20 protein-coding genes and 1 pseudogene are annotated in these 23,714 nt (G+C 48.3%); 2 read left to right on the top strand and 19 right to left on the bottom strand.

All coding sequences use genetic code 11. The features are described from left to right. Positions 1-11: 11 nt before the first annotated feature. The 19 genes and pseudogenes from MKY82_RS14310 to MKY82_RS14220 all read right to left on the bottom strand — a co-directional run bounded on the left by MKY82_RS14310 (position 12) and on the right by MKY82_RS14220 (position 21,083). Positions 12-1,136, bottom strand: a complete 1,125-nt coding sequence (locus tag MKY82_RS14310) for an endospore germination permease (protein ID WP_339296380.1) — start codon at positions 1,134-1,136, stop codon at positions 12-14. A 17-nt stretch (positions 1,137-1,153) separates the two neighbouring features. Continuing rightward, positions 1,154-1,393, bottom strand: a complete 240-nt coding sequence (locus MKY82_RS14305; protein WP_220685508.1) for a hypothetical protein — start codon at positions 1,391-1,393, stop codon at positions 1,154-1,156. A gap of 9 nt (positions 1,394-1,402) precedes the next feature. Further along, entirely contained in the window at positions 1,403-2,611 is a 1,209-nt protein-coding gene (locus tag MKY82_RS14300; protein WP_339296674.1) for a Ger(x)C family spore germination protein, read from the bottom strand. A gap of 35 nt (positions 2,612-2,646) precedes the next feature. Then, entirely contained in the window at positions 2,647-4,242 is a 1,596-nt protein-coding gene (locus MKY82_RS14295) for a spore germination protein (RefSeq protein WP_339296379.1), read from the bottom strand. Positions 4,243-4,521: 279 nt separating this feature from the next. Next, positions 4,522-5,037: a DUF3189 family protein gene (locus MKY82_RS14290; RefSeq protein WP_339296378.1), complete on the bottom strand. Its 516-nt coding sequence runs from the start codon at positions 5,035-5,037 to the stop codon at positions 4,522-4,524. Positions 5,038-5,212: 175 nt separating this feature from the next. Next, on the bottom strand, positions 5,213-6,295 hold the full coding sequence (locus MKY82_RS14285) for a Gfo/Idh/MocA family oxidoreductase (protein WP_127590332.1): 1,083 nt from the start codon (positions 6,293-6,295) through the stop codon (positions 5,213-5,215). A gap of 317 nt (positions 6,296-6,612) precedes the next feature. After that, on the bottom strand, positions 6,613-7,590 hold the full coding sequence (locus MKY82_RS14280; protein ID WP_339296377.1) for a BadF/BadG/BcrA/BcrD ATPase family protein: 978 nt from the start codon (positions 7,588-7,590) through the stop codon (positions 6,613-6,615). A gap of 35 nt (positions 7,591-7,625) precedes the next feature. Continuing rightward, positions 7,626-8,408, bottom strand: a complete 783-nt coding sequence (locus MKY82_RS14275) for an SDR family oxidoreductase (protein ID WP_339296376.1) — start codon at positions 8,406-8,408, stop codon at positions 7,626-7,628. 187 nt (positions 8,409-8,595) lie between these two features. Continuing rightward, positions 8,596-9,333 (bottom strand): trehalose operon repressor, encoded by a 738-nt coding sequence (treR, locus tag MKY82_RS14270; RefSeq protein WP_339296375.1) that lies wholly within the window; start codon positions 9,331-9,333, stop codon positions 8,596-8,598. A gap of 62 nt (positions 9,334-9,395) precedes the next feature. Further along, positions 9,396-11,426, bottom strand: a complete 2,031-nt coding sequence (gene treP, locus MKY82_RS14265; protein WP_339296374.1) for a PTS system trehalose-specific EIIBC component — start codon at positions 11,424-11,426, stop codon at positions 9,396-9,398. Between the two features lie 26 nt (positions 11,427-11,452). After that, entirely contained in the window at positions 11,453-13,168 is a 1,716-nt protein-coding gene (gene treC, locus MKY82_RS14260; protein ID WP_339296373.1) for an alpha,alpha-phosphotrehalase, read from the bottom strand. A gap of 292 nt (positions 13,169-13,460) precedes the next feature. Further along, a complete protein-coding gene (locus MKY82_RS14255) occupies positions 13,461-14,942 on the bottom strand; it encodes an S-layer homology domain-containing protein (RefSeq protein ID WP_339296372.1) in 1,482 nt (493 codons plus the stop codon). A gap of 132 nt (positions 14,943-15,074) precedes the next feature. Beyond that, positions 15,075-15,770, bottom strand: a complete 696-nt coding sequence (locus MKY82_RS14250; RefSeq protein WP_194542358.1) for a response regulator transcription factor — start codon at positions 15,768-15,770, stop codon at positions 15,075-15,077. A 3-nt stretch (positions 15,771-15,773) separates the two neighbouring features. After that, positions 15,774-17,246 carry a HAMP domain-containing sensor histidine kinase gene (locus MKY82_RS14245; RefSeq protein WP_194542357.1) on the bottom strand — a complete coding sequence of 491 codons (1,473 nt, stop codon included), beginning with the start codon at positions 17,244-17,246 and terminating at the stop codon, positions 15,774-15,776. Between the two features lie 9 nt (positions 17,247-17,255). Further along, positions 17,256-18,476 (bottom strand): amidohydrolase, encoded by a 1,221-nt coding sequence (locus tag MKY82_RS14240; RefSeq protein WP_339296371.1) that lies wholly within the window; start codon positions 18,474-18,476, stop codon positions 17,256-17,258. Positions 18,477-18,647: 171 nt separating this feature from the next. After that, a pseudogene (locus MKY82_RS14235) lies at positions 18,648-18,773 on the bottom strand (SAM-dependent methyltransferase); the annotation flags it as partial. 18 nt (positions 18,774-18,791) lie between these two features. Next, entirely contained in the window at positions 18,792-19,388 is a 597-nt protein-coding gene (locus MKY82_RS14230; protein ID WP_339296370.1) for a hypothetical protein, read from the bottom strand. A gap of 122 nt (positions 19,389-19,510) precedes the next feature. Next, positions 19,511-20,485 (bottom strand): aminoglycoside phosphotransferase family protein, encoded by a 975-nt coding sequence (locus MKY82_RS14225; protein ID WP_339296369.1) that lies wholly within the window; start codon positions 20,483-20,485, stop codon positions 19,511-19,513. 34 nt (positions 20,486-20,519) lie between these two features. Then, complete coding sequence (locus MKY82_RS14220) at positions 20,520-21,083, bottom strand: SMI1/KNR4 family protein (protein ID WP_339296368.1); 564 nt, start codon at positions 21,081-21,083, stop codon at positions 20,520-20,522. Positions 21,084-21,258: 175 nt separating this feature from the next. Between MKY82_RS14220 and MKY82_RS14215 the strand changes: the two genes are divergently transcribed. Together MKY82_RS14215 and MKY82_RS14210 are read left to right on the top strand one after the other, a co-directional pair. Then, on the top strand, positions 21,259-22,044 hold the full coding sequence (locus MKY82_RS14215; RefSeq protein ID WP_339296367.1) for a M15 family metallopeptidase: 786 nt from the start codon (positions 21,259-21,261) through the stop codon (positions 22,042-22,044). Between the two features lie 194 nt (positions 22,045-22,238). Next, on the top strand, positions 22,239-23,702 hold the full coding sequence (locus MKY82_RS14210; protein ID WP_339296366.1) for a 4-hydroxyphenylacetate 3-hydroxylase N-terminal domain-containing protein: 1,464 nt from the start codon (positions 22,239-22,241) through the stop codon (positions 23,700-23,702). The last annotated feature ends 12 nt before the right edge of the window (positions 23,703-23,714 follow it).

Raw genomic sequence — 23,714 nt, 5'->3', positions numbered from 1 at the left:
CCTCCAACCGTTTAGGCGGATTTCGAGGACTTTTTGTTTTTTTTGGAACCAATTTTACGCAATCCGTGCATGCCGAACAACAAAAGCGGGAGTATAAATCCGATGGTAATCGTATACGGAATCCAGGTCTTAGTATCCCATACCAACTTGAATGGAACATTGGGATAGATGAAGACGGAAACCGCGGCCAGAATCCAACCGAGCGGAACGACCAGAGGCTGATAGTTTTTAATATTAAATATTTGGCTTACCCCAATCGCTATGGCATAGAAAAACAAGGAAATTCGATAAAATAAAGTGATAAACCACATCACGGCCATGACCGCCTCAATCCGCTGAAGAAAATTGCCGATATTGATTTTTTTTGCCAGCATATAACTTGGATAAAGGTTTCTTGCTGTTATGTCTGGACCCAGTACCAAGATCGTTAAGGCAATAATCGTAAACAACACCATCGCTCCGAATAAACTGCCGATATAAACGGCTTTGTATGTTTCTGACGGTCGGTTGACGGCCCCCGGGTAGATGATCATCAACACGACATTCGGCAGAAAAGTAATGCTAACGAAAGAGACGGCGGCTGGAAAGAAGGGGTTAATCCCCGATTCCAAAATCGGCATAGCATTCTCCCATTTAATCTCTGACAATAATAATAAACTCATGGATAGAAACAGAAGAAGAAACCATGGAAAGAGCATTTCCGCTGAACGAGCCAGCACCTCAAGGCCTAAACGCACCCCAAGCACAACCAGGGCCCCAAATAGGAAGATGATCGCCTGAATCGGACTTTCCGGCAGCATCTGGATCGTCATGAAAATACCGATCTCATGTAACACCGTAGCGGGACCGCCTAGGAACAACGTAAGCAGGAAGAGAAGGTTTATCGTTTTGCCGATCCATTTTCCAAAAAGCTTCTCGGACAACTGCATTAAATTCGTTTCCGGATATTTTTTGAACAATTGCAGCTGCAGCGCCAGAATGATGAATCCGAGGCCGGTACCGACCAAGCAGGCAATCCATGCATCTTGCTTAGCAATGGAAGCCATACTCGAAGGAACGATAAGAATAGCACTTCCGATCGTATACAAGGCAGTTAATATGCTGACCTGACGCAGTGAAATTTTGACTACGGGCATCTTTCCCGCTCCTTTTCTTATTGGATCAAACCGATGGCAGTAAGCCAATCACTGAGCGGCTTGAATACGACCGTGATCATAGCCAAGGGAGTTGGGATATCTTTCATGACCGTTTGAGCCACGCTGATTCCCATGCCAATGATCATGAATACCGCGAACCCCCAGATTTCCCTGTATTCTTTTTCCCGGAGCATCCTCGGCAGCTCCAGCCAGGTTAAGATCCCGGCTGAAGCCGCTATAATCGCGAAGTTGAGCATGAAATCGCCTCATTCCTTGATATCATTTAGAAATGAATCGTTGGTAGTTCCTGTACGCCGGATTTTATAATCCACCTGGATATGGGTCTCGAGATTCGGAAAATATCGGTCTTCCCACTCGTCCTTCATCCCTTTCCACGCCTTCGGGTGCGCACGGCGAAAAGCTTCCCCGAAGCCGAAGATGTCCACTTTATGCTCCGTTTGTACTTTAGCGATAACCGCCTCTAAGCTTTGGGTAAGTCTTTCTTCCATTTGGACTTCGAGGTCTCTTAAGGTATCAGGGTGAGACAGATCCAAGCCGCCGCACTCTACAGAGCCGATATTTCCCTCCATATTAATTCGGATATCCATTTGAGGACGGGATTGGACCATTCTTCCCTTCAGCTTCGTTTCGGACCTAAGCGTCTCCACAATAACCTTGCCATCGTTCCGCCGGCAAGGTATGAAATCTACAGAGCTTTTCACGTGCCCCGTAATAAGTCGATACCCTCTGCTATCCTTCTCGTTTAACCACCCAATCTGCTTGTCCCTTTTGAAAACGGCAAGCCCCGAATATTTCAATTGGCTTGGCGTATTAATATTTTCTACATTCTTCTTCGTTTTTCCGATGTCCCGATTCCCAGTTATGATCAATCCTGTAAGCACGGGGTGTTTGCCGCTGCTGGTCATATCGCTTATCAATTCATCCAGTGTTACAGCCATGCTGGGTGACCATACCTTCTCGGAGATTTGCAGCGATTCGTAAAGTTTATTTGCAGGGATGGTTTCCAGGGACGTCATGATTTTCAACGTTTCCTCCGCCGTTGCTCCTTTGGTCACAACCAAGTAGAAATCGGGTCTAAATTCATGATCCCTGGATAGCAAGTCCAGAACTTTGGCAATCCCTTCCTTTGCCATTGCCTCATCCATAAGAAACATCCGTAAATGGGAAAAATAAATTTTCCGCGGACTGATCTGTGTCATCCTCCGTGCGGCTTCAAAAATAGTGTCCCCTTCTGCCGTATACAATGTAGCAGGCGCTTGGGGACCTCCACTTCTTTTGGCGGTGAGCTGTCCGGGATTGGCAACCTGGACAGTTAAACGATAGCGGCCTTCCACCCAGTCCACCCCAGCGGCTACCGCTATGGCCAGATCGTTCAATTCCCTGCGATTCCAGCAACCGCTCAGAAGAAGCATGATGACAATATGCAGGAGAATCAACGCCGTGATCCGTTTCATCCATTTCACTCACTTTCCCGCTGGTCTGCAATAATCTATTCCCGCGATTTTTGGGGTGGTGTGCTTTTTCTGCGCTTTTGGTTGTTCTGATTCATCAGTCGGGGGCGACTCAGCAGCATCCAATGCGGGAGCCGCAATATCGTATCTTTTTGCCCCTCCGGAATTAACGGCGCGAAAGGTGACATGTACGGAACGCCGAACGAGCGTAGGCTGCACAAATGGAGAATTAGGGCGATGATCCCCACTAAGATGCCGAACAGGCCAAAGGATCCGGCAAGAGCCATTAACGGAAACCGGAGCATCCGAAAAGCAATGGACATATTAAAGGATGGAACGACGAAGCTTGAAATTGCCGTGATCGCAACCACGATGACCATGGCGGGCGAAATGATCCCCGCTTCAACGGCGGCTTGCCCAATCACCAATGTGCCTACGATGGAAATCGCCGATCCGATATTTTTGGGCAGCCGCACGCCTGCCTCCCGAAGGATCTCGAAGGTAACCTCCATAAGGACCGCCTCGACAAAGGCAGGAAACGGGATCTGCTCACGCTGCCCAGCCAGTCCGAACAGGAGCCTTGTCGGCAGCATTTCGTGATGAAAGGTGGTTATGGCAACATAGAGGGAAGGTCCAAGCAAAGAAATAAATATGCTCAGGTAGCGCAGCAAGCGCAGGAAAGAGCTGATATCCGCGCGCTGATAGTAATCCTCCGCAGCATGCAAGAAAGAGACAAAGAGAGCCGGAACAATCAGAACAAACGGAGTCCCGTCCACGATAATCGCAATTTTTCCTTCCAGCAGCTCGGACGCAACCACATCCGGACGTTCGGTATTATAAACGGTAGGAAAAGGAGTTAACGTCTTATCCTGAATCAACTCCTCGATATAGCCGCTCTCCAAGATGCTGTCCACATCGATTCGTCCAAGCCGGGTCCGGACTTCCCCGACAATTTTATCGTTTGCAATGCCGTTAATGTACATCATGGCGACATCCGTCTGCGTCACTCGACCGATCTGTTGCGTTTCCATCCATAGTTGAGGATCCTTGATTTTCCGGCGAATCAAGGCTGTATTCGTACGCAGCGACTCCGAAAAGGACTCGCGCGGACCGCGGACGACATTCTCCGCCGATGTTTCCATGACCCCGCGGTCCTTCCAACCGCGTGTACCTGCCGCGATGCCTCGATTCAATCCATCTACCAGAAAAATGGTGTCTCCCGACAATAAGGAATGGAACAACTTTTTATAATCGGTAATAGACTGAATCTCATTATTGACGAGGGAAATTTGTTCTAATATCTTTTGCCCGTCGAATGGTTTCGAATGTTCCGAATCTTCCCTGACCCGGGATTTCGCAATATCTGCTACAACCATCATGATGGATTCCGAAATGATCTTTTGATCCGCCAAACCGTCCGTATAAACGATAGCGATATAGTGTATCTCCTCTTCATCCAGCGGAATTTCCCTGATCACGATATCGGTGCTGTTGCCAAGGGCTGCTCTGATATGGTTTAGATTGCTTTGTATATCCGGGCTTAAGGCATCGGGATCTGTAATCGATGTGTTAGCCGGTAGGGTATCTTTGATGCGGTTATTGACGGGATGGCCGGTTCTTCTTCGATACCGCATGGGAACATCCTCCCTCTCTCAGATGCTATTCCCCCATTATTACCGAAGAAAACCAGCTGTAAACTGTCTGATGCACATTGCTGTGTACCAAGCAGGCCAAGGGAAATTTCGATAACATCCACTCTCACAGGATGACGCGGCTGAACGAAAATTGAGTGATTTTGTATCATACGACTCAGCTCTATAACAGAAACGCTGAGGCATATTTGGGCTAATAAAAAAGAAGATACACCTGTGGAATCCCGGATTATCTTCTCAGTCAGTGCGGATATCAAATAGCTATGCGGAGAAATTTTTGTTCTCCATAACGATTACAGACTCTGTTCCAGACCTCGAGGCTGCGGTTTGTTTGGTATGTAGAACCAGTTCACGGATGTTGCTGCAGCACTGCTTCGCCCCTGCGATTAATAATGGATCGCCTATAAAACTCAATTTTAATCTTTTAGTTAAAAATCCTCCAATCGTCATGACCAATGGAACGGTAGGCGAAGTATTGGAATATACAATCGGTTCTGCGTTCTGATATTTGTCTTGAAGGATCAGGCTCAAATTTTTTAGAGCTGGTATGACAACCTTGGATGAGCCCCTTCCAAGTGTGTATACCGGATTCCCGTTCTCATCCAGCCCGTGGAAAACGAGTTTGCCCATGTCGGAAGTATTGAGTTTATTGAAATAGTCAACCGCCAGAATCTCGTCTGTAGTAAGCTGCCGATGCGTGGGTAATTTATTTAGATGATACGCGGCTGCCAGCGAGGTTGTATGGGTTCCACCGTAATCATTATAAATAAATATCATTTCATATAACCCTGCCTTCATGATGTAATGAGCTTATTATGCCTCATTAATCTATACTATATCCCATTCCTCCCCATCACCTATCCACAGTTTTGCTAGATTCAATATGATCGACATAAAAAAAGCCCTGAACATCAGGGCTTTTGCATGATTAAATCATCATATAAATCTAAACTTAGTCCAGGTAAACGGCTTTGCCGAGTTTTGCGGATTCGTAGAGAGCTTCCAAAATTCGAGATACGACATAAGCTTGTTCCGGGGTTACGACAGGATCCTTATCCTGATCGATCGCCTCGATCCATCTTCTCATCTCAACATCCGGAGCCTGCTCCTTCTTCCCGTCATAGAACGCTACTCCGCCGGAATTCAATTCGATCTCGTTGGTGTACAGACGACTGAATTTCTCGCCGTTGATGCGAAGACCGTTCTTCATGTCGGCTCCGCCTTCCGAACCGCTCAGCGTACATTTAGCTTCATCGATATCCAGCGTATTGAGCGCCCAGCTGGATTCCAGCATGATGGTCGCGCCATTCTCCATTACAATCATACCGAATGCGGAATCCTCAACGGTGAATTTTTCCGGATCCCATGGTCCCCAAGCATTTGCCGCGTTCTCCTTGCGAGACAATTCATGGTAAGTGGTACCGAGGACGATCTTCGGTTTGTAATTATCCATCATCCAGAGGGTCAAATCGAGAGCATGCGTACCGATATCGATAAGCGGCCCGCCGCCTTGTTTTTCCTCATCCAAAAACACGCCCCAAGTTGGAACCGCTCTTCTCCGTACGGCATGAGCCTTGGCAAAATAAATATTTCCGAGCTCACCGGCTTCGCATACTTGTTTCAGGTAAAGACTGTCTTCACGGAATCGGTTATTGTATCCGATCGTCAATTTCTTGCCTGTACGCTCTGCGGTTTCCATCATCCGCTTGGCATCCGCAGCCGTTTTTGCCATCGGTTTCTCGCACATTACATGCTTACCTGCTTCAAGGGACGCAATGGAAATTTCGGCATGTGAGTCATTAGGCGTCAGAACATGAATGATATCGATGCTTTGATCCTGAAGCAGCTCTTTATAGTCGCTATACACTTTAGCTTCCTCAATCCCGTACTTGCTAGCAGCAGCTTCTGCCCGATCAAGGACGATATCACAGAATGCCACAAGCTCCACGTTGTTCAATCTGCTTAAGCTCGGCAGATGCTTCCCGTTTGCGATACCGCCACAGCCGATAATTCCAATTCGATACACCTTAGACATGAATCATCACCATCACTTTTCATTAATTTTTAATCACTTCAAATATAAAGTCCTGCCTATCCATAACGCCTTAAAGAGCAGGCGGGCTTTTATGTATGTAATTCTGCCACAACATCTCTTCGGTCTCCGGATATGAACTTAGCTGCCATGACATCCACATATAAGGTATCACATCTCACTCGTTTTTTTAGTCCAACTATGCGACAAATCATATATAAAATTACGACATCCTTATGAGAAGAACATCATTAGGCAAATGGGGCTCTTACTACATATGATCCTAAGTTTACATAATATAAATTATGAAAAAATGAATTCTACCATGTAGCATGAGGGTGCCTGCGCATGGATTCAACCCTATGGGAATCCACCTGCAGACCCAAACTGCGAAATGCCATAAGCACGGCGCCGGCAGCCGCCGATAATTGAGGGTTCTGAAATTCATATTGCTTGTTGATGCCAGATTGCAAGCTGTTTATCAGCTTAGATTTCATATAAGCGCAGTTTACGACACTCCCGATGCCGGTTACCGATACATGATCCGACTTAAAAAATGAACCTATAATCTCAACACCTACCATGATTTGTTTCATGCCTTCATCGCATACGCTCCGAGCTAATGGGCTTCCAGCTTCAGCTGCTGTCGTGATAAGTGGAGCCATCTCCCCGAACTTCTTGTCCCGCTCTTGTGGATCTTCTATAAAGCCCGATAACGCCAACATTCGAAGCTGGTCCCTATTTTCGACTCCCCAATAGGTTTGGATTTGACGGACCAACGATTCATCGGATGGATGAATATTCCCGGCCAACATCTGATACACAGCATCATAAGATAGAAATCTCGCTGCGCTGGCGGCGTAATGGTGAAAATCCACATTTTTGATAGGAATCTCTCGCTCGGTTATTCCCAGAATCATGGATCCCGTCCCCGACACAACAACGATTCCTGGATTCCCCATGAATGCACCTGTGTGCGCGACAACAGAATCGTTCACGTACCATTTCGGGCAACCGAGTCCTTCGATCGCGGTTAAACGAGTTACCCACTCCATGTCTTGATCCGACTCGTAACCCGCTATTCCCGCATACAGACCCTTGACTTGATCCAATCTGCAGCCTGCCATGGTAAGTGCCATGCGTATGGTTTGCTGAACATTCTTATGTGCATTCCTGTCTTTATGGATCGAGGAGGCTCCACCAACGGCATAGGAGAGAATATTTCCATACAAATCGCTGACCATGACGCGTGTTTGCGATCCACCTCCATCGATTCCGATCACGACCTCATGCTTCACATCCAAGACCTCCCGCGTTCTTAATTGCTAACGGCTTACAAAGACGGAGCTGAACCTCCGTCAATATTGATGGAAGTGCCTGTAACATAGGAAGCAGCATCGGATGCCATAAATACGATAAATTTTGCCGCTTCTTCCGTGTTTCCGATACGTCCGAGCGGAATGTTATGGCGCGGGTCCCGGGCATACTGTTCCCAAGCGAGTTCCGGTGATTCACGTTTCCAACGCGCTTCAAGCTGTGCACTGCGTATCGTTCCGATGCATACGGTGTTTACCCGGATCTGGTCTTTCGCCAAATCGTGACTCATGGCCTTGGTCATGGCTTGCCCTGCAGCGCGGCTGACGCTGCTTGGCATGGATGAGGCCGGCGGCGTTTTGGCCCAGGATGTCGTGACATTAATAATCGCACCCCCGCCGGACTCTCTCATATGAGGGACAGCTGCACGGGCAAATCGAATCGCGCCAAACAGCTTGAGATCCAGATCCGATGCCCATTGTTCGTCGTCGATCAGCTCAAATGGCCTGGCAGCGGCGGTTCCGGCGTTGTTCACCAGAATATCAAGCTGTCCATAATGCTGCACGGTATCGTTCACCGCTTGTATGCAATCCTCAGGTTTCGTAACATCCGCTGCGATGGTTAGCGTTTCGATATCCGCTGCTTGTCGGATATGGTCTGCCGCAGCTTTTAACTGCGCCTCATCCCGTGCACAAATCGCAACCTTGGCCCCTTCCAACGCAAAAGTAACCGCGGTTTCAAGGCCTATCCCTCTGCTTCCTCCGGTGATTAACACGACTTTTCCTGTCAGTCCCAAGTCCATGTTCTATCGACTCCTTTACCTTGATTATCGGACAATCCCTACTAGATAGCTTCAACATCAAGAAGGAAATTCCCTCTTTCATTCCATCTATTCTCCGGCACATCGCCCCGTTAACCAAATCCCCGGTAAGCCTGTGTCAAGACAACATAAAAAAGCCGCGATGAAATTCGCGGCTGCATAATCACTTCTATTGCTCTCCAAAATCATGATTGGTTTCTCTTCTTGCAAAATCAACGAACTGAAATTTATCCAATCGATGCCTCGATTCCGTATACTGGAAGAGCGTGGTATCTTCCAGATGAACGTAGCCCCGGACTACGACGACATGAGTATCGTTTCCAAGATCCATATAGGACTGGTCCATCGTAGTAACTCGTTCAACCGAGATCATTTTTTTCGAGTAGCTGATTTTCAGATGGAGCTCCTGCTCCAGGTATTGATAGATAGAATCGCCGGTAATATCTCTCGTTAGACCCGTTACGATGTCGGCAAGCAAATAATCGATATCAAGAATGATGCGCTCACCTTCGATTTCCCTGGCACGGATGACCCTCCATACAAGCCGATCCGAACGAATTTGAAGCTCCCTTGCAATTCCCTCCCCGGCCGGAACACAATCCGTCTCATATACAATCGTTCGGCTCTTTCGGCCTAACCGTTCCGCTAGCTCTTTATAACTGACGAGCCCCGTTACCGGGAAGTTCATTCTGCCTGTATCCAGCACAAAAGAGCCTTTACCTTTTACCTTGTGAATATAACCGTTTTGAGCCAGCAAATTGAGTCCTTTGCGTACCGTTTCCCTAGTGATTTGATAGGTTGCCGCAAGCTCGTTTTCCGAGGGCAGCTTGCTGCCGGGCTGCAGAATGCCGGTTTCGATTTTGTCGGCATAATCTTTGTATAGCGTCCAATAAATGTTGTTCGTCATCCTTTATCACCATCAGTTATTGTACCATTTTCCAGCGGCTATTACATGCTGCATCGGAACTGTCAGCTTCCATTACCGAGAGTCACCTGAAGCACTCGCGTTTCGCCTGGAAACGCTTCGCCTTCAAACTCCGTAACCTTCTGAATATGTTCCTGCCCATCTGGAATAATGACCGGCGTAATGACGGGTAAACCGGCTTTCTGAATCCGATCCATATCGAATTCAAGCAGCAGCTGCCCTTTGCTTATCTCCGCACCTGTTTCCACGTGAGCCGTGAATCCCTCTCCCTTCAAGGAGACCGTGTTGATACCGACGTGAATCAGGATCTGAACTCCGTTCGTATCCGTCAAAATAATGGCATGTTTGCTCTTCTTAATCAGATGCGCGACTTGTCCGTCAAATGGAGCATACACTTTTCCTTCGGACGGGAGGATGGCAATGCCCTGTCCCATCTGTTTATCCGCGAAGGCAGGATCCGGCACCTCAGACAGGGGAACCACTTTCCCTTTGATCGGAGCCATGATATCGACCACGTCTTCTTGAGCCGCTTCCATAGTTGGACTATTCGCCGATTCAGACGAGTCGAACGACTCGGACTGAAAACTGCCGTTCAATGCTGCTGGAACAGCTTGTTCTGCTGCATCCGAGCCAGCAGGATTCCCTTCCGTTGTACGTCGAGACTGCTTGGACAACTGGTAACGCCCAAACAGCAATGTCCCTGTGAACGGAATGACCAATACAATCGCCATGCCGAGGAAGAAGACGCCCCACTGGTTAGGGAATATCGATAGGAATCCCGGAATCCCGCCCACGCCGATCGATGAAGCCAGAACGTTGTTCACAGCCAGCAGCACACCGGCTGTTCCGGATCCGATCATGCCGAAAATAAACGGATATTTATGACGAACGTTGACCCCGAAGATGGCCGGCTCTGTGACCCCCAAGAAAGCGGAGATGGAAGAGGTAACGGCAAGTCCTTTCGCCTTCTGTTCCTTCATGATAAACATCATGGCCAGCGCTGCGGCACCTTGCGCAATATTAGACAATGCCAGCATCGGCCACAAGAACGTTCCGCCCTCACTGCCGATGAGCTGAATGTCCACTGCAAGGAAGGTATGATGCATCCCCGTGATGACAAGGAGCGCGTACAGTCCGCCGTAGATCAGGCCGCCGAGAGCGGCAAAGGAATCAAAAATGCTGACAAGACCTGAAGTGAGGACGTTGCCGATGGCAAACGTGATCGGTCCCACCAGAACAAACGCGAGGAACCCGGTCACCAACAGGGCCACGGGGGCCACAACAAGCAGCTTAATGGAGTCATGGACGCGTTTGTTCAGGAACTTCTCGATTTTGGCCAAAATATAAGCTGAGACTAGAACCGGCAGCACTTGGCCTTGATAACCGATCTTCTCCACTTCAAAGCCGAACAGGTTCCAGACGGGAACCGTACCCTCCAGCTTGGCATCGGCATACTGGTAAGCGCTGAGCAGATCCGGATTTACCAAGATCAGACCCAGTACAATCCCGAGCAGCGGGTTGCCTCCGAACTGTCTTACCGCCGACCATCCGATCAGAACGGGAAGGAAAGTAAAGGCAGTGCTTGCAATCAGATTAATAATCGAGGCTACGTCGGCCCACTCGGGATGGACCTGAATCAACGATTGTCCTTCATAGAAGATACCCGGTCCCGTAAGCAGATTGTTGATACCAAGCAGCAAACCTGCCATGACGATGGCCGGCAGAATCGGAATGAATATATCCGCAAGCGTCTTGATCGCCCGCTGCAGCGGATTTTGCTTTTTGCTCGCAATGTTCTTCACTTCATCCTTCGAAACTCTCGCTCCGCCGGTGATGTCCATCATTTCATCGTAAACCTGGTCGACAAGACCCGGTCCGATCACGACCTGAAACTGTCCCTGGGACGAGAACTGCCCCTTCACCAGATCGTTCGCTTCAAGGGCTTGGGAGTCCACCATGCTGTCGTCCACAAGGGCAAATCTTAATCGGGTTACGCAATGCGTAGCGGCTTCGATATTGTCTTTTCCGCCGACTGCCTCGACAATGCGCTCCACGTTTTTGCGATCAATGGCCATAGCTCTACGCTCCTGACATTATGAATTTAGTTGTTATGAATAAGCCACATATAGGATGCATACGGTCGAAGTGCAACGGTTGGAGTAAGGGCCTGTTCTTCCGTTGTGTTGCCAATTAACAGTTGAACCGATCGACTTTCCGTCAGCTTGTCTATCAACGTCTTCGGAATCTCGAACGAAACGTCGCGGTCGCTGAAATTGGAAATGACAACAAGCGTCTGCTCCTTGTTCGTTCTGGCATACGCATAAATTTCGGGATGACCTTCATCCAGGCGAACATATTCACCGTCCGTAATAACCGGAAGGTTCTTTCGCAATTCAATCAGCTTCCGGTAATGATGATAGATCGATTGCGGATTCTCCACTTCGGATTGCGCATTGATCAGCGGATACCGCTCATCGATCTTGATCCAAGGCGTCCCCGTCGTAAATCCGGCTTGGTCACCGTCATTCCAAAGCATAGGCAATCTGGAGTTGTCGCGCGAGCGCACTTTGACGATGTGGGCAGCCTCCTCCGGCGTTTTACCCTGCTCCTGGAGAATGGTGTACATGTTTAATGATTCAATATCCCGAAACTCGGAGATATCATTCCATTTCGGATCGGGCATGCCGATTTCTTCGCCTTGATACACATATGGGGTGCCTTGTAACCCGTGAAGCGTTGTGGCCAGCATCTTTGCACTTTCCGTGCGGTATTTGCCATCATTGGTGAACCGGGTCAGCGCTCGCGGCTGATCATGGTTGTTCCAGAAGAGGGCATTCCAGCCGCCGCCCTTCTGCATGCCGATTTGCCAATCGGAGAGCACTCTTTTCAGCTCCTCAAAATCATAAGGCTTGAGCTCCCATTTTTGCCCGTTGGGATAGTCTACCTTCAAGTGGTGGAAGTTGAACGTCATGGAGAATTCATTCTCCTCCGGGTTCGAGTATCGAATGCAATGCTCCAAGGTTGTGGAGGACATCTCTCCCACCGTGACGAGATTGTAAGGCGTAAACACTTTTTCGTTCAATTCCTTAATGTATTCGTGCACTCGGGGGCCGTCCGTATAAAACCTGCGTCCGTCGCCCGGCGCCACCGAACCGTCGTCATCGGGAAAACTGGGATCCTTCGATATGAGATTAATGACATCCATCCGGAATCCGCTGACTCCCTTTTCCGCCCAATAGGTGAGGATATCCACAACCTCCGCACGGACCTTCTCGTTCTCCCAGTTCAAGTCTGCCTGCGTTTTGTCAAACAATGTCAAGTAATATTGCCCTGATCCCTCGTCATACTGCCAAGCTGGCCCTCCGAACTTGGATTGCCAGTTATTCGGCGGGCCGCCGTCTTCTGCCGGATCCCGCCAGATGTAATAGTCGCGATACGGGTTATCGCGTGAGGAAACCGCTTCTTTAAACCATCGATGCTCGGTCGATGAATGATTCACGACGATGTCGATCATCAGATGCATGTCTCGCTTTTTTAATTCGGCCACAAGCTTATCGAAATCGTCCATCGTCCCGTATGCAGGATCTATGCTGCAATAATCCGCTACGTCGTAACCGTTATCATTTTGCGGAGAAACATACACCGGCTGGAGCCACACAATGTCGATGCCAAGTCCTTTTATATAATCCAGCTTCTCCATGAGCCCGCGTATATCGCCGGTACCTAGGCCGGTCGTATCGTTGAAGCTCTTCGGATATACTTGATAAACCGTCGAAGTTCTCCACCAGTCTTGAGACTGGGTTTCTGGGTTCAACATGAAACTTCGTCCTCCTCGTCATCTTGTATATACAGGTTGCATATAGGGAAATCATATACATGTATATACAGGTTGTCAACCGTTTAACATTTAATACCCACTTCCCGGACGTTTCGACTACAGAACTAACAATTTAATTGGAATTTTTTTCTGATTTTGTGGAATGAATTGCTAACCCCGAATGTCCCAAATGATAAAATGGTTTCTATACAAATGTAATAAACCCCATATGAAAAGAACGAGCTCTTGAGCTCATCCTTATCATATGGGGTATTCATGTTCCCACAGTTTATTAATTCACGGTCAGAACCGCCGTTGTTTCGCCTGCCCATTTGCCGACCGGTTTAATCGTATAGGTCGTTCCTGGCTTCAGTTTGCCCTCCTGATTAAGATCGAACACGCCTACTGCACCTTTGCGGCTTGAATATTTATAGGTTGCCATAAGCTTGCCGCCCTCTGTGTCAATCAATTCGATGCTCCGACCGGAGAACAGCTCATCTCCAGGGTCCTCGGATAATGTAATGGAAACGGAGCTGTCACCGATCGCCTCGGCTCCGATGATATCCAGCGGTTCGAAACTCTCCGCAACGAAAGTCGGGTTCGCAATCTGTGCCCAATCCGAGGTAACGGTATAGGTAACACCCGGCGTCAGCGTCTGGCCTTCAGGCAAACGGAATTTCGGTTCTTGTTTGCCATCCGTGGACTGGGTGAAGGGTACGTATTTGGCCACGATAGGTTGTCCGCCTGCAGGCGTAATCATGACTTCTCTGCCCTGCCCAGACGAGATGATCTGATAGACTTTTCCATCCGCGCTGTTGTTCTCATCCAATACGAATGCATTGGCTCCGCGGCCCCCGCTATAAGCGGAAATAACATAACCGTAGTCAACGACGCCGTTCGCTTTGAGTGCCTCCAACTCAAACGTATCCTGAGCCACTTGTCTAACCTCTGTCATGTCCAACTTCGTGCTATTACCTGTAAATGCACCTGCTGTTTTCCCTTTATAGGTAAGCGTATACGATGTACCCGGTTTTTGAACGGAGGTTGGGACGATGTAAGTGGATATGGAGCCCGTCTTTAAACGCGGCATGTTGGTGAGTTCTAGTCCATTGTCAAATTTAAAATCTTCTTTGGCTTTGGCAAACGCCTCATTGTCTGTGGTCAATGGAGCATCAAAAGTGACGATCAGGGTTATCGCATTCAGTGCGCGGACACTGGTGATTTTGGCTTTTTCTGACGGAATCGCCTCATGGGCATTGCTGATCAAGTAGGCAGCTTGACCACGAGTGGTTTGGCCTTCCTCGGAATAAAAACGCTTTGCCCAGTAATCCACGGACTTGGCATCGCGTTTCAAAGCCTTAGACACCATTTGTACCAGCTCGGCGTGGGCAACGGTTCCTCGCGGGTCAAAACGGCCGTCAGGTGCCTGCATAATATCTTGCGCCACCAGCTCGGATGCGTACCGCTCATACCACGCGTTTGGATTCACATCCGTGAAGCTTGGCTCTGTCTCCCCTCTGCCTTCAAGACCAAACGCAAGTACAAGCATTTTCGCCAGCTCTGCCCGCGTGATCGGACTGGTTATCCCCATCGAGCCATCCTGGTAACCCTGCATCACGCGAAGCTGGGACAATACTTGAGTGGCTTGCTCTATATCTTGGACAGCCAGCGGAGCTCCCGCAGCCTCGACTTGCAGAACATGCAACGGCAGCGAAGCCGTTCCCAGAGCAGCTGCCACTATCATGGCCGCCAGTTTATTAGAATATGTTTTCATTGGTAAACCCTCCCTGAATCGTTGAAATATGAGCCTTGATTGTCATATCTCCATGATAGAGGAGAGTCCTAAACTCCCAAGAAAGCCGGGATTAAGCGTTTCGAAAACTTTTATTAACAATTTCTAAATTATTTAAACCGAAAAGCGGTAGCCAGCCCCCCAGACCGTTTCAATGTACTGCGGATTGGATGGATCCAGCTCCATCTTTTCGCGCAGCTTACGGACATGGACGGTTACGGTTGCAATATCCCCGCTGGAATCCATGCCCCATATCCGTTCAAACAGTTCCGTTTTGTTAAACACCCGGTTCGGATGACTAGCCAGAAATTCCAGCAAGTTAAACTCCCTGGTTGTGAACGCGACCTCCTGATTGCGTACGAACACTCTTCGCGCCGATTTATCGATAACCAAACCGCGAATATGAATTTCTGAGCTTGGATTTGGGCTTTGCTTGCCCATAAGCCTCACATATCTCATCAAATGGGCTTTGGCTCTTGCGACTAATTCGCTCGGGCTGAACGGCTTGGTAATGTAATCGTCGGCACCGAGATTGAAGGCACGGATTTTATCGATCTCTTCATTCTTGGCGGATACGATCAGAATCGGTACCTCCTTGTTCTTCCTGATGCGGCTGCATAATTCAAAGCCGTTCATACCGGGCAGCTGAAGGTCCACAATGATAAGGCTGTAGTCCTCATGAAGGGCAAGCTTCATACCCTCATTGCCTGTATGGCATAGATCAACCATAAATCCGTTCAACTCGAAATAATCCCGCTCCAACTGAGCGATGGTTGTCTCGTCTTCAATGATGAGAATACGTGCCGTCATGGATTAAAGTGCCTCCTTCATATTCGCTCGTTTGAGGGTAAAGTTCAGGCTGGTGCCGACGCCCAGTTCGCTCTCCGCCCAGATGGTACCCCCGTGTCCCTCGATGATCTGGCTGGCAATGGCAAGCCCCAGGCCGCTGCCGCCTGTTGCAGAATTGCGGGATGGCTCCGCACGATAAAATCTTTCGAATATATGAGGAATCGCTTCCGGATCGATACCCATGCCATTATCCCGTATTTCTACCGTTACCCATTCCGGAGACAGCCGGATCGAGACGCCTATGTTTTTTTGCTTCTTGTCCATGAAGTTCTGGGCATTTCCAATGATGTTGAGCACGGTTCGCTTTAATTTTTCCAGGTCGGCAATGACCTCGACAGGATCACCGGGGCGTTCCTTCCACTCCAGCAAAATGTCCTTCTCCTCCAACACGTAGCGCTGCTCATCGATGCAATCGTCTATAAAACCGATGATATCGACATGCTCATACATGAACGGAACCTGCTTTAAATCTAGCTTGGAATAGAGGAACAACTCATCCACAAGCCTATCCAGATCAATGGTTTTCGTGTAAATGATGTTCACGTATTTATCCATTTTCTCCGGCGTATCCGCAACACCGTCGCGTATGCCCTCGATATACCCTTTAATATTCGTTATGGGAGTGCGCAAGTCATGAGAGATATTGGAGATCAGTTCTTTCCGATTCTCTTCATCCTGAAGCCGCAGTTGAATCGATTCATGCAGACGCTTCCGCATATTCTCAAACGTCTCATTTAACTGACCGATTTCGTCCTTGGAATGCAAATCCAGAGAAAACTGGAGATTTCCCTCCCTAATGTGTTCCGCCGAATGTCGGAGCAAATCAAGCGGTTTGACCACGCTGCGAGTGATCCAACGATATAACAATACGTTCGCAACAACAACGATGCCTACGAGACTCAAGACAAGTATGGGCAGCAGCTTGCGAGTGACTTCGCCGAATGGACTTCGCTCGCGAATCACGTACACGCTCCCTTTGGCCCCGTCCGAATACCGGAAATCATATTTGGCATATGCATAGAACCGTTCACCGATGTTAAGGGTATTGCGGATCTGATTGTTGTTCAGGTCATATGGAGGCAGATTCGCTTCCAGTTCAGGCTGGTTCATCGTGTTGGACACAAAGACCTGGTCGTTTTCTCTGCGGACGTACAGTCCTGCTCGTACGGTTCTCAGCTTAAAATCGTATTCCGTCAGAAGCTCTTTGTTCTGCAGCTCATCCGGCTCGTTCTTGGAAAGATATTTTAATTCGAGGAAAATAGACTCCTCTTGTTCCGTGAGCGGGTTAATCTGGTAGTGCACTTTATAAAAATCCCGAACACCGTGAACATCGCCGGTAGCCGCAATGGTAAACAAACTGGCAGTCAAGACAAAGACCAGCAGGCTAATGACCAGCATCCCGGTATAGGACAGCAGCAACTTAATCCGAATGGACATAAAATTCGCCTAAAGCGAACCGGAAACGATGTGTCCCTGAAACATCGTCGCCACGCGTTTGGATCTTCTCGCAACGGCTTCGGCAGAACAAGAAGCTTCGACCAATACGATGCTGGCGACGTCTCCGACCTGCGGCCATACCTGCTCCCCATCATGATTCAGCGGTGTAATGCCACCGGTAATATATTGGAGCGTTTGCGCTAGAGCGCGTTCATCCACCCATCTGGATATTTCGGCCAATCGGCCGGCGCGCTCCAGCACATCCCCATTTCCGAAGGGAGACCACACATCAAAAATGTTGTCGCATCCGACGGCCACTTCTACACCGCGCTCGTGCAGCAAACCAACCGGCGGAAAGTTCCGGCCAATGGGCACACTCGTAATAACGGCGACCCCCGCATCAGCGAGCAAGTCCCCCATTTCCTGTGCTTGGGATGGTGGAATATCGCCCAGTCCGAAGGCATGGCTGATCGCCACCTTGCCCTGCAGACCCGCCTCGATGGTCAGCTGTGCTAACCGCTTCATGGTGAAGGTCCCCAGATGATGGGCATCATGCAGATGCAGATCAATGCCCGCATTGGCCTCCACGGCGAGCTCCACCATTCCCTGCAAGGAAGCTTCGATATCGCCATCCACCGTCGCCGGATCAACTCCGCCGACCAGGCTTGCTCCTCTGCGAAGTGCTTGTCTCACTAACTCCGTTGATTTCGAGCGCAGCAAACCATGCTGCGGAAAAGCTACGATCTCATAAGATAACTTTCCTTCAAACGAGCGTAGTGCCTGTTGTACCGCTTCTAAATTGTCTAATCCGGCTTCCGGATAAATATCGACATGCGTTCGGACATGTGTCACCCCGGACTCCAGGTACATATCAAGCAGCCGTTCCGCACGTTCCTGCGTTAAGGTATCCAGCGAAGGAAGCGTCGCTTTCTCGATTGCCAAACGTTCGAAAATACTGGAAACCGGCGTAACGGAACGCCATCGGTCACCAAGCAGCGTTTTATCCAAATGGCAGTGCTTTTCGATAAAGGATGGCAGAAGTAATAAACCCTTCACATCGTGCTGCGGCCACTCGTCTGTTATCGTTGTGTCCGAAGCTACAATTTTCGCGATTTTCCCATCTTCTATGAATATATGGCGAATCTCCGTCTTTGTTCCCGTAATAACGCCATCTTGAACTTCATAACCGCTTTCTAACCGGGCATTGGTTAGCCAAAATGCTGTACTCATATATCTATCATTCCTCTCTCCACTTACCAGATATACGATCATGCTATCACAGGAAAAATGATATGGATAATATTTAAAAAATAGGATTTACTTAAGTTTTACATATACATAAAAAGAAAAGCCACCCGCTTGGATGACTCTTCTGATGAAGCCTTGGAAATGGCTATGCTGTTAAGCCTTTATGGCTCTTGTCGCAATAAAACTGTTCGCATAACGGTCCAACAATTTCTCGCCTCCGAAGGAATCCTCGTATAACCCGGAAATCATAAATCCGGATTGGATCTGACCTCCAATTTGCTGTTAGAATCATGGGCTCTATTCTATATTCATGGACCTTTGGTTAAGCCAGGCCTGAAACTGCTCCGGCGTGCTTACGTTTTCTTCCAGGACCGCTGTATAAATATCAAAGCTTCGCACGGTTTTGCCATATTCAGCACGGCTTGCCCAGTTATTTTTGATTCTCAAAATAGCTTCCCGGCGTTCCCGAGTCAGCAGATCAGGCATCGTTATGATATGTTTCAAGTCGGGTTGTCTCTCCGGTTCATCCACGAACCATATGTCCATCTTCCACTCCTTCCCTTGCTGAGACTTATACTTTAGGCCAATGTACAATCCATCGGGATAAGCGGGATCCGTATTGTAAACTCCGGTATCATTGATGAACTTCAGTTCCCGCACACCAGCACGCAGCATGAGTTCCGATGCGATTTGTGCTATTAATTGTTGATTCAGCCGAGAACATTTTACCGTCATGTCCAGGTCTCTCCATACCATCAACCCGAGGACTGAGCTGCCGACACGCACCGGTTCGCCTGCTTGACTTAATAACTCATGAAGTCGAAGTTCATCTGCTACCTCAGAAGCCTCATCCTGGAGAGCTTTTTGTTGCAGCAGAAGTTTGCTTTCTGCCATACGCTGTTCACCTCTAATCCTTAAGCTGTATATCTCATATCGTATCACCCGATTAGCGTGCTGACCAAGGGATTGAATGCTTATAATGATCTTTCACGGATATCGTCTGAGCCGACATCGAGTTAGACGGAATAAAATATGCGTTCACCCGACAAATAAGGCGTACAGTAATCGGCGCACAGCTTCGGCATTCGTTCACGCATCCATGCATGCACCGATTCATTCTCCATCTGAAAGACATAGTATCCGATAATGGCCAGCAGCATGAAACCTTCTAACAGAACAAGCTTATCTTCTCCCGTGTGATCATGGCGATAATACCCTTTCAGGAATATATCCCGAAGCTCTGAAGGAACTATCATGGCACCCATTGCAACATCCGTGTAATCATATCCTGGTCCGAAAAAACCAAAATCGATAAAACACAGTTCTCCATCCGAGGTCATGATGATATTCCCCAAGCTTAAATCACCGTGGATAAGCCCCCAAGCCTCAACGTTCCTATTGTCCTCAAGGCGCGCGTTAATCAACGATATGGTTTCTTCAACAATGGAAACATCGGTGGAAGTAAACAAATCTTTCGCTAATCCTTGCTGTATAACCTCGATCATATATTGATTGTAGGCAATCCCCTGACTCGGACGCTTGTCCAGGCCCTCCAGCTCGTATTTGCTATAGAATTTGTGCAGCTCTGCAATGCGAGCCCCCAGCTTCTCGACCAATACCGGGTCGCTTACGTCATCCTTATGCAAGTCTCTTCCTTCCAGCCAGGTAAGCACGGAGCTGTTCCAACGCTTCCCCTCGTGTTCGATGACCGTGATCAGCTCACCTTCCCGATTACGAACAGGCCTTTGGACAAGCAGATGATTTCGGTCTGACAAGTGCTCCAGCATTTGCAGCTCACCCATTAGACCTTCGTAAGTATGCTGCTGACCTGCCATGCCGTCTTTGAACGGTTGATGAATGCGCAGCAGATATGTACTTCCGTCATGGCCTTTTACCTTGTAGGTTCGATTTTCATTATGCCGAATAAACGCAATCTCCGCTTCACGGATATCGTATTCATTCAAAATTTCCTGCAGCTGTTCATTTCGCATGTGACGATTCTCCTTATAGACAAAGATAAACGTTTCAACCTTCCAGGAACGTATGGTCGAAATACGCCTTGAAATCCGGATATAAAAATATCAGCGACTCTTTAAGCTTGGCATGATCCGTTCGTTCCTCATCCAGATCAAACAAGATTTCATGTTCGATCTCATAGATCGCTCCGTAACCCTCGCCTGCGTCCTCTCTTAGATCGATACACCATATCTTTCCATACTCTTCGTCCCATGTAAAAGGAAGGTATCCCAGCCGGCACAACAAGGGATTGTACATATGCCTGACATTATCCAGCGGCTCGTCAACTGCTTGTTCAGGTATGACGTCAAAGTAATGATGATACGTGGAGATGAATGCTTTATACCACTCCGGAAATGTCAATCCATATTCTTCTTCCATCGCCCCAATATGATCCTCACTCACAACGGAAGGGACCAATTTCCATATGGACCACTCCTCATCGTTATCGACGACTTTCATCTCTGCAGGAACGTCGGGACGCATCCACCTGCAGAATCCCTCCTCCGTCACTTGACTATATTTAGCGTAATAGGTCTCAAACCCTTGTTTAATATAATCGCGTATTTCCATCTAAAACGTCTCCTTATGTAGAAATTTGTTGCGATTTCATATCACTATAATCTATTTTTGGGTTATTATTAGATTCGATCTATTCTATTTTGTTTACAATTCAGAAACAAGTCAGAGATTCTACCGATATAACTCTCTTATATACTCAGAAACAGCTAACGAGGAGGGACATCATATGCACAAAAATATCGTAAAATCCATCATACCCACAATCATCATCGGTTCCGTTGTCACAAGCCTGGCCTTATCCAGTTTTCTAAGCAGCACCGGCATTGGCAAGGCGGAAGCTGCCGCTGCAGCTTCTTCCAGCTTATCATTTACTGCGTTTTTGGAAAACAACGCTCCTAACCGGACTATAAAAACGGTTCGTGGTTTAAATACGGTCACCAATCTATCAAGTACCGTTGTACTCGTCAACAAGCAAAGAAATCTACCATCGAGTTATGTGCCTCAAGATTTGGTCATACCCCGTATTCCGTTCAGCTTCTCAGGACCCAGTCCTAAGAAACAGATGAAACGAGTAGCGGCAACTGCGCTCGAAAAATTGTTTGCGGCTGCCAAGAAAGACGGGATCGATCTCAAAGCCGTGTCAGGCTTCCGATCCTATGCCACACAGAAGGCCATATTCGAACGCAACGCCCGTAATAAGGGCGAAGCCGTCGCTAATAAAACAAGCGCTCGTCCTGGACAAAGCGAGCATCAGACCGGGCTGAGCATGGATATATCCAGCGCTTCCGTAGGATATGCATTGGAGCAAAGCTTCGGAAATACCAAAGAAGGCAAATGGCTGAAAGCCAATGCACCGAAGTACGGATTTATCATTCGTTACGGAAAAGGCAAGGAGAAATTAACCGGCTATTCTTATGAGCCCTGGCATGTCCGTTACGTGGGCGTCTATATTGCAGGAGAAATCACGAGGCAAAACCTGACGCTTGAGCAGTATCTGGGTCAATCCCATTAATCGAATAATCAAGAAACGGACCATAACGGGTCCGTTTTTTTGCTTTTGTCACTTCCCTATTTCAACTTTTGAGGTACATCCGCATATTTTTCGTCGGTTCCGACGGACAATGTACTCCGCGTGGACGAAGCACGTACATTATCAGCAGTAGACAGGTTCGTTAGCTTATGATTTTTACAAATGGGGTGAACAACGTGCCTATTAAATCGGGAAAGCAGTATATCGAACGGATTGACCGGCAGAATATCAACATTTGGTATAAAGGTGAGCCTATCAAGGGACCTTTATCCGAGCATTCTGCATTTCAAGGTCTTATTCAAACCCAGGCCGATCTATACGATATGCAATGTGACGCAAGATATATGGAACAATTGACTTACCCCTCACCCGATACGGGAGAACGGGTAGGCTTGTCTTTTCTCCCGCCAAAGAATGCTGAGGATTTGCAGAAACGCCGAATCATGATGGAGTTATGGGCGAGGCGGCATCACGGCTTTTTAGGGCGCGCTCCCGACTATATGAACACCGCGATCATGTCCTTATATACCGCTGCCGATATTCTGGAGGAACATCATCCGAAATACGCGGAGAATCTCAGGAACTATTATAAGTACTGTCGTGATCACGATATTACATTATCTCACGCCTTCATCCAGCCCTATGCATGTAAAATGTCCGGTCAGCAGGATGCTGCTGAAGACGCTATCGCGGCTAAAGTCGAAGAGATGAATCATGAAGGAATGATTATAAGCGGGGCCTTCTTGATGGCAACACAAGGGGCTACTTGCGAAGAAATGCTGGTATTCCCGACCCCTTCGCCAACGATGTCCCAGGATGTAAATCCTTCTGCGTTTGCATTTGCGGTTCCCAACGATTTACCGGGGATGACTTTTATATGCCGTGAAAGCTACGGTGCCACTTCTTCCTACGATTATCCCCTGAGCGCCAGATACGAAGAGATGGATACGCTCGTCATCTTCGACCGCGTGCTGGTCCCTCATGATCGAATATTTTACTATGGGGACGAGACTTACGCCGGACGTTTATTCGGCGAAAGTCACTTTCATACGCATATCGCCCATCAAATGGCCGTCCGTTTTATCGTAAAAACCGAATTCATGCTCGGCTTGCTGGAATCCTTGGCAGATGAACAGAACATTGGACTCGAGCCCCATATGGTCTCGAATGTTTCGAAAGTGATTACATTTCTGGAAACCTTCAAGGCATTAAGACTGGCCTCCGAACAGGGCGCCAGCCATGATAAATTCGGATATCTCGTACCAGCTGCCAGTCCTCTTATCGCATCCAGCATGCTCTTCCCCAAATTCTATCCCGAGATGGTAGAGATGATTCAACTGCTAGGCTCCAGCGGCCTGATTATGATCCCTTCCGAATTGGATTTTCGATCGGAGTCAGGCCCCTACCTTAATCAATATTTAAAAGGGTCAACGACGGATGCTCGGGATCGCATCGCATTGTTCAGGCTTGCATGGGAGCTTGGTGCAAGCTCGTTCGGTGGTCGCCAAACCCAGTTTGAACGATTCTTCTTCGGAAATGCGCAGACGGCTGCCTATCGGATGTATAACCATTTTGAACAGCATGAGCAGCTTCGGAGCAGGATCAGCGATTTTCTTTCCCAAGAGAAACCTTCTTCATAGCTTGACCGGGGG

This window comes from Paenibacillus sp. FSL W7-1279 (assembly GCF_037969845.1).
Lineage (GTDB): Bacteria > Bacillota > Bacilli > Paenibacillales > Paenibacillaceae > Paenibacillus_AQ.
The sequence above is the reverse complement of the archived record's forward strand: the minus strand, read 5'-3'. Positions and strand labels throughout refer to the sequence as shown.

What these genes read in the sequence shown, in the direction of transcription:
- MKY82_RS14310 (WP_339296380.1), bottom strand. Translation starts at nt 1,136, where the DNA reads ATGCCCGTAGTCAAAATTTCACTGCGTCAGGTCAGCATATTAACTGCC.
- MKY82_RS14305 (WP_220685508.1), bottom strand. Translation starts at nt 1,393, where the DNA reads ATGCTCAACTTCGCGATTATAGCGGCTTCAGCCGGGATCTTAACCTGG.
- MKY82_RS14300 (WP_339296674.1), bottom strand. Translation starts at nt 2,611, where the DNA reads ATGAAACGGATCACGGCGTTGATTCTCCTGCATATTGTCATCATGCTT.
- MKY82_RS14295 (WP_339296379.1), bottom strand. Translation starts at nt 4,242, where the DNA reads ATGCGGTATCGAAGAAGAACCGGCCATCCCGTCAATAACCGCATCAAA.
- MKY82_RS14290 (WP_339296378.1), bottom strand. Translation starts at nt 5,037, where the DNA reads ATGATATTTATTTATAATGATTACGGTGGAACCCATACAACCTCGCTG.
- MKY82_RS14285 (WP_127590332.1), bottom strand. Translation starts at nt 6,295, where the DNA reads ATGTCTAAGGTGTATCGAATTGGAATTATCGGCTGTGGCGGTATCGCA.
- MKY82_RS14275 (WP_339296376.1), bottom strand. Translation starts at nt 8,408, where the DNA reads ATGGACTTGGGACTGACAGGAAAAGTCGTGTTAATCACCGGAGGAAGC.
- treR (WP_339296375.1), bottom strand. Translation starts at nt 9,333, where the DNA reads ATGACGAACAACATTTATTGGACGCTATACAAAGATTATGCCGACAAA.
- treP (WP_339296374.1), bottom strand. Translation starts at nt 11,426, where the DNA reads ATGGCCATTGATCGCAAAAACGTGGAGCGCATTGTCGAGGCAGTCGGC.
- treC (WP_339296373.1), bottom strand. Translation starts at nt 13,168, where the DNA reads ATGTTGAACCCAGAAACCCAGTCTCAAGACTGGTGGAGAACTTCGACG.
- MKY82_RS14255 (WP_339296372.1), bottom strand. Translation starts at nt 14,942, where the DNA reads ATGAAAACATATTCTAATAAACTGGCGGCCATGATAGTGGCAGCTGCT.
- MKY82_RS14250 (WP_194542358.1), bottom strand. Translation starts at nt 15,770, where the DNA reads ATGACGGCACGTATTCTCATCATTGAAGACGAGACAACCATCGCTCAG.
- MKY82_RS14245 (WP_194542357.1), bottom strand. Translation starts at nt 17,246, where the DNA reads ATGTCCATTCGGATTAAGTTGCTGCTGTCCTATACCGGGATGCTGGTC.
- MKY82_RS14240 (WP_339296371.1), bottom strand. Translation starts at nt 18,476, where the DNA reads ATGAGTACAGCATTTTGGCTAACCAATGCCCGGTTAGAAAGCGGTTAT.
- MKY82_RS14230 (WP_339296370.1), bottom strand. Translation starts at nt 19,388, where the DNA reads ATGGCAGAAAGCAAACTTCTGCTGCAACAAAAAGCTCTCCAGGATGAG.
- MKY82_RS14225 (WP_339296369.1), bottom strand. Translation starts at nt 20,485, where the DNA reads ATGCGAAATGAACAGCTGCAGGAAATTTTGAATGAATACGATATCCGT.
- MKY82_RS14220 (WP_339296368.1), bottom strand. Translation starts at nt 21,083, where the DNA reads ATGGAAATACGCGATTATATTAAACAAGGGTTTGAGACCTATTACGCT.
- MKY82_RS14215 (WP_339296367.1), top strand. Translation starts at nt 21,259, where the DNA reads ATGCACAAAAATATCGTAAAATCCATCATACCCACAATCATCATCGGT.